Raw genomic sequence first — 6,000 nt, forward strand, 5'->3', positions numbered from 1 at the left:
CTGAACAAGTGATGCACGACATTCCCGATGTTTATTTTGTATGCATGCACAGATCGGCAAGGTGGTGGCAACTGAGCTGCGCCGCAGTCTCAGGAACCCCAACAGGAGATAGAACTCATGAACGAAGATCGAATCCAGGGCAAGTGGAAGCAACTCAAGGGCAGCATCCAGGAGAAATGGGGCAAGCTGACCAACGATGATCTTGATGTCGCCGAAGGCAATACCAAATATCTTGCCGGCAAGATCCAGGAGCGTTACGGCATGGCCAAGGATGAAGCCGAAAAGGCCGTCGACGAGTACAACCGCTCGCTCTGATCGCTGATTCACCGCTTCAACAAAAAACCCCGCACGAGCGGGGTCTTTTGTTGGGTGCCTGTCAAGGCACGAGCATCAGCGAGTTTCAAGATGATCTCGTAGCCATCCAAAAGCAACATGCTCCTGTTCCAATCGCAGCTTGTCGCGGATGCGGTTGTCTCGGAGATCTGTGAATAGGGTGTGTTCTTCGGTGGTCAGTCTCGGTAGATCCACCGTCACCGGATTTTCCTCGCGCCCCCAGAGCGGGGCATGGGCGTCGAGGGTGGCGCGATCCATGAGAAATGATTGGACATGTGAAAAATGGCGACGAAGTTGATCGAGAATGGCAAAGCCATGGGTATCGATGTCACCCCAATACTGAATCACGCAATCATCGAGCCATCGACAGCGAGCAAGCGCATCCCAGCCATAGCCCGCGCCAAAGATGACAATCGCTTGTGCAACTCGCGGGAAAGCCAAGAAATTGGTTTCGTTTTCGGTGATGAAAATGCGGCGGAGCGGCATTTTCAAACGCAGGAAGCTATCTGAATCAAGGGTGATATCCGGGCATTCCACATGGGCCACAAGCGATGTTGCAGGATCCAGCAGTCGAAAGCGGATACGCGTCGGCTTTTCCAGAAATCCAAAGCGTGCAGCGAATTGGCTGCTGCCGGTTCTTGAACGGTCGATCGCGTCATCCGACAAAACCAGGTCGAGCAATTCAGTCAATACGCCGCGATACACCTCGATGAATTTGCTATGGATTCCGGGAAGATCGACTTGGCGCAAGTGAATGGCCGGTCGTGGATGGTCAACGAGCCAACTGATGATGCTGAGCAACTGCGGCCATTCCTCGGCGAGTGCGAGGGCTTGCAGCGGGCGTTTTGCCAGCCATGCGAGCAGGGCAGGTTGCGAGGTTTGGGTGACTCCAAGAATTTCGGAAAAACGTTCCCACTCACGGCGTTTGCCAATCCAGCCAAGGGCAACGTCGATCGAGTCGATCCAGGCCGTTGTCGGCAGCTGTTGCAAGCCCTGCACACGATGGCGCACTTCACGCCATTCCAGGCGTAGAGGCCTAGCATTTGACAGCTCTCCCGCCCAGCTTCGTACCGCATCAAAGCGCTCGGTGATATCCGAGGATGACGGCGTTTTCAAGGTCAGACGTAACGGAAAGCGTGATTCGCCGCTGATTGAATCGCGGAGCAGTTCTCCGCGATCCCAGAGCCGCTGGACCTGCGCCTTCAGATCGCTGGATGAAGAAGCGTTCATGCGGTCGTCGTTGACGCCCCCATCGACTGTTGCGCTTTCTGCTCGCGGTACTCCTCGATTGACAGATTGCGCAACTTCGAGGCCCGGCCATCTTCGTTGTGGACGAAGCCGACGTTGGACACAAACGGCTCGATGATGTGGATCTTTTGTAGCGGCGTGACGATCAACAGTTGCAGGTTGAGTTGCTGAAACAGCCTCAGTCCGTATTGGGCGGATTCATCCGAACCGCGACCGAAGGCCTCGTCGATGACCACGAAACGGAACGATCGCGAGCGCACCGCGCCCCATTCCAATCCGAATTGATAAGCCAAGCTGGCGGCAAGAATGGTGTAGGCCAGCTTCTCCTTCTGGCCACCCGATTTGCCGCCGGAATCGGAGTAGTGTTCGTGCTCGGTGTGGTCCTCATGCCAGCGTTCACTGGCGGCAAACAGGAACCAATTGCGTACGTCGGTAACCTTGGCGGTCCAGCGTCTGTCCTGTTCGCTCAAACCATCACGGCCGCGAAAGCGATCAATGATCGCCTTTACCTGGAGAAACTTGGCTTCCGAATACTGCGCATCATCGGAACCGGTCACCGCGCCCTCGGTACAGGCGCGCAGCTCTTGCTGGAAATCGCGAATCTCGGCATCCGGACTGGCTTGCGATTCAAGCACGATGTAGCGGCCGGGGTTGTAATCGATTTCGCCGAGAGATTTGTTGATGTGGGCGATGCGCTCCTTGATCGTCTCGCGCTCACGCGCCAGTTGCGCATTGAAATTGGCGATCTCGTTGATCGTGTTGACGTTGAGCAGCTCCTTGAAGCGGGCGAGGAAGCGCGGCAAGTCATCGTGGTTCAACTGGGCGAGCAGCTTGGCGTATTCAAAGGCAGCATCAAGACTGGCATCGAACTCGGCTGTCTCCAGTTTGAATGCCTCCTTGAATGAAGCCATGGCCTTGATGATTTTCTCACTCAAGCGCTCCAATCGCTTCTGCTCCAGATCGATCCGATCCTGCAGCCACTTGCGTACATCCTGTTCGCGGTTGTCGCAGGATTCCACGCTCAATTGATGCTCGCCGAGCGCCTCGCTGCGCATGGATTCAAGCGTTGTCGACAGGGCTTCATCGAGCGTCGCCGTCTGCAGCAGCATCTCGGTCTGCCCGCGCAGAGCCTCGGCATCCGAGCGGCGCTGCTCGATTTTTGCTCGTGCGTCGCGAGCACCCTGCAATGCGTCTGCAGTCTCCTTCTGTATGTTCTGCACTTGATTGAGGCGTTCGCTCAACTGCTTGAGCACATCCGAACTGGCTTCGAGACGCGCACGCTCATCGATGAGTCGGGCGATGTCGCTGGCGACGCTGCGCCAGTCCATTTCCTCGAACGCGGCAAACTCTTCGAGACGGGTCAGTGCATCAAGACGCTTTTCGAGTGACTTGCGCTCTTTCTGGATGCTCGCTATCTGGCTGCCGATTTCGCCGAGACGGGTTTCGAGTTGTCGACGATTGCTTTCCAGTGCGGCGATCTTGGCACTGTTGCTCCAGCCCAGCACATAGCGACTGCGGTCATCGATGCGGTGGCGGTCATCTTTTTCGTGGCGTCCACTCGGATCCTTGATCTGGCCTGCGTGCGTGATCGCGCGGGTTTCGCGGCGGAATTGCTCCTGGTTGGTACAGCAGGCGACATCGAAGCGATGGGCCAGTTCGCGCTCAAGCCAGTCGTAACACGGAGAATCAGGTTTGATCGCCAGCTTGCGCACGAGCGAATCGCGATGCAGATCGGGCAAGGCCTTGACCTTGCGATCACGCACATGGAAATACACGAGGCGACCACGTAGATGCGCGCCATCGACCCATTCGGCGACCTTGCGATAGTGCGCATCGGGCACCAGCAACCCAAGGGCGAAACCATGCAACAGCCGTTCGGCCGCGCCTTCCCAATCCCGTTCATCCTCGCGGACTTGAATCAATTCGCCGGCGAAGGGCATGTCCTCGACATCGAGTTTGAGTGCGCTGCACAGTGCTTCGCGAATTCGTATCTGGCGGTCATCGATATTGCTGCGACGGCTCTTGAGGCTATCGATTTCCGCGCTGAGCTCAACGTGTTCTTGCTTGCCTTGATGCAGGGTCACGCTGTGTTCGGTGAGCGAATTCTGTAGATCGGCTTCGCGGTTGCTGGCCTGTTCTCGAGCGGCGGCAAATTCACCGCGTTGCCTGGCGAAGCCGGTCTCGTCTTTTGCCGTCGGTTCATCGAGCACGGCGGTCAATTCCGCGTAGCGATTGGCCTTGAGCTTGCGCGTATCGCGGTTGTGCTCCTTGCTGCGGATTTCCGCGCCAAGGCGCTCGAGTCGATCGCCACCGTTGTCGTTGATCGCCTGCTTCAGTTCGTCGGTCTGACGCATTTGATCATCGTGAGTCCTGGCGAGTCGCTGCATTTGCGTATCGACACGTTGCCAGTCCTCGCCAAGCTGGTCGAGGCGCTTGTCGAGTAATTCAAGTTTCAGGCCCGCGAAATGCGCACGCAAACTTTCGCGGCAGTTGCGCAAGCTGCCGACCTCGACTGTCAGTGCGCCATGACGATTACAATCAGCAACCAGCGGTGTCAGCAGTTCCACTTTCTGACGCGCCTTGAGCACCGCTTGGTGGGCGCGATTGAGGTCATCGAAATGGCCGATCAGAGTCTGGATCCGCGTGCCGACCTCAAATGGTTCGAGCATGTGGCTGCGGACGAAATCCGTCAAATTGCCGACTGACTTCATTGACACGGTTTGGTGGAACAACTCCAGTGCTTGATCGTTTTCGATTCCGAACCGGCGACGAAACCACGCGGCGTAGGGTGGAAAACTGTCGTTGAGCTCGACTCCGGATTGGCGCAGCTTCCTGCGCAGCTGATTGATGTCAGAACCAAAATCGGCGAAGTTGCCGGCGATTGAAAGCGCACGCTCGGCACCGAGATAGAAGCGCGCCGGCTGACCTTGCGCTTCCTTCATCCAGAACACCTGGGCGAGGCTGACGGTCTGGTCGTAGCCCGCGTTGTGGAATACGCCGAGAATCACTGAATAACCGTTCTGGTCGCGCAGCGAAACCGGTTTGGCTGCGCCGGTGACTTCGTTGCGTTCGGATTTGAAGTGACCAAGTACGTAGGAGCGCAACGTGCGTTCCTTGCTGTCAGCACCGGCGGCCTTGTTGTAGGCGACGCGATTGGCTGGAACCAGTAGTGTCGTGATGGCATCGACCAGGGTAGATTTTCCCGAACCGATGTCGCCGGTGAGCAGTGCGTTGTGACCATCCAGTTGCAAGGTCCACACGCGGCTGTCGAAGGTTCCCCAATTGAACACTTCCAGACGGCTCAAGCGGAATCCCGACAAGGTATCGTCGGCAACGAAATCGAGGCCAAGGGTTTGCAGATCAGTCATTGTCTAATCGCTGCGTCGGCGTTGCGGTGTCGGTCAGATGATTCTGGTAGTCGGCCAGGCGACCATCGAACTCGGCCAGCCACTGCGCATCGACAAAGGCCTTGAGGATGCGGCGTACCTCATAGCTCGGTGGATTCGCCGACGCACCCGAGCTGACTTTGAGTTTGTGCAGAAATCCGAGATCGGCCACCTTGTTGATCGTGGTTTCAATCTGGTCGATCAGGCGCGCCTCGTTGGGTCCATCGGGCAGAAACACGCGCATCAGTTCGACCATGTCTTCGCGACTCAGTACGAGGCGCGTATCGCCACCGCCGGCATCGAACTCGGCGAGCTTCTTGCGCAGCAAGGCCAGCAGCAAGCTGACCGGAAACGACAAGGGACGGCGCGCAACGAGCCGAGGCAAACGTCGAGCGGAATCATCTTCCTCTGGTTCTGGACGACTTTTCAAGAATGCGTAGCCTTCCGCCTCATCGAGGATCAGATCGAGATTGAGCACACCAACATAATCACGAACACGCGCTTGCAGATTCAGCAACACGGCCCATTGGCGCTCATCGGTATCGCGATAGAGCACACTCTTGAGCAGGCCGATCAGCAAGGTCGACAGATTGGCTGCTGGCGCAGTGAGCGAGTCGCTTTCGGGTGGGGCGGTTGGCATTGGTCGTGTCGGTATCAGCGTGTGAAAACAAGCCGGGGCAGGCGCGCAGTCCGGGTCAGCGCAGTTCCATCTTCAGCCATAGTCTGCCAGCGTACAGGTTCGAGGGTGTCTTCATCGACGACCGTTGCGAAGGTTTCGCTTCCCAGTTGCAGATAGGTCACGAGTTCGGCCAGGCCTTGCTCCAGCGGTTGCATGGCAAGCAGTTCACTCAAGGTGATCTGAGCACGAGTCTGCAAGGCGTGACGGATATGCCGGGTCAGGCGCAGCTTGTCGACGACGACTTGATCAAACAGCGTTGCTGGATCGATATCCTCGTCACCGGCGAGCAATTCGATACTCGTGATCACCGGCTTGATCGCCGGTTTGAAAAGTGGCCGCTCCATGCTCAAGGAG

5 protein-coding genes are annotated in these 6,000 nt (G+C 57.3%); 1 reads left to right on the forward strand and 4 read right to left on the reverse strand.

All coding sequences use genetic code 11. The features are described 5' to 3' along the window. Positions 1-117 precede the first annotated feature (117 nt). Positions 118-315 carry a CsbD family protein gene (locus VFN25_RS16590; RefSeq protein ID WP_325143917.1) on the forward strand — a complete coding sequence of 66 codons (198 nt, stop codon included), beginning with the start codon at positions 118-120 and terminating at the stop codon, positions 313-315. A gap of 75 nt (positions 316-390) precedes the next feature. On the opposite strand, the gene VFN25_RS16595 is transcribed toward VFN25_RS16590, so the two are convergent. The 4 genes from VFN25_RS16595 to VFN25_RS16610 all read right to left on the reverse strand — a co-directional run. Then, positions 391-1,563 carry a DUF3322 domain-containing protein gene (locus VFN25_RS16595; protein ID WP_325143919.1) on the reverse strand — a complete coding sequence of 391 codons (1,173 nt, stop codon included), beginning with the start codon at positions 1,561-1,563 and terminating at the stop codon, positions 391-393. Then, complete coding sequence (locus tag VFN25_RS16600) at positions 1,560-4,949, reverse strand: ATP-binding protein (protein WP_325143921.1); 3,390 nt, start codon at positions 4,947-4,949, stop codon at positions 1,560-1,562. The genes VFN25_RS16595 and VFN25_RS16600 overlap by 4 nt, the downstream gene beginning before the upstream one ends. Next, positions 4,942-5,607 (reverse strand): DUF4194 domain-containing protein, encoded by a 666-nt coding sequence (locus tag VFN25_RS16605; RefSeq protein WP_325143923.1) that lies wholly within the window; start codon positions 5,605-5,607, stop codon positions 4,942-4,944. Before VFN25_RS16605 ends, VFN25_RS16600 begins: the two co-directional genes overlap by 8 nt. A 14-nt stretch (positions 5,608-5,621) precedes the next feature. Continuing rightward, on the reverse strand, positions 5,622-6,000 hold a 379-nt coding region (locus VFN25_RS16610), incomplete at its 5' end, for a DUF3375 family protein (RefSeq protein ID WP_325143925.1).

This window comes from Dokdonella sp. (assembly GCF_035703485.1).
In the GTDB taxonomy this organism is placed as follows: Bacteria; Pseudomonadota; Gammaproteobacteria; order Xanthomonadales; family Rhodanobacteraceae; genus Dokdonella.

Coding starts and splice junctions, on each gene's coding strand:
- VFN25_RS16605 (WP_325143923.1), bottom strand. CDS start 5,607: ATGCCAACCGCCCCACCCGAAAGCGACTCGCTCACTGCGCCAGCAGCC.
- VFN25_RS16595 (WP_325143919.1), bottom strand. CDS start 1,563: ATGAACGCTTCTTCATCCAGCGATCTGAAGGCGCAGGTCCAGCGGCTC.
- VFN25_RS16590 (WP_325143917.1), top strand. CDS start 118: ATGAACGAAGATCGAATCCAGGGCAAGTGGAAGCAACTCAAGGGCAGC.
- VFN25_RS16600 (WP_325143921.1), bottom strand. CDS start 4,949: ATGACTGATCTGCAAACCCTTGGCCTCGATTTCGTTGCCGACGATACC.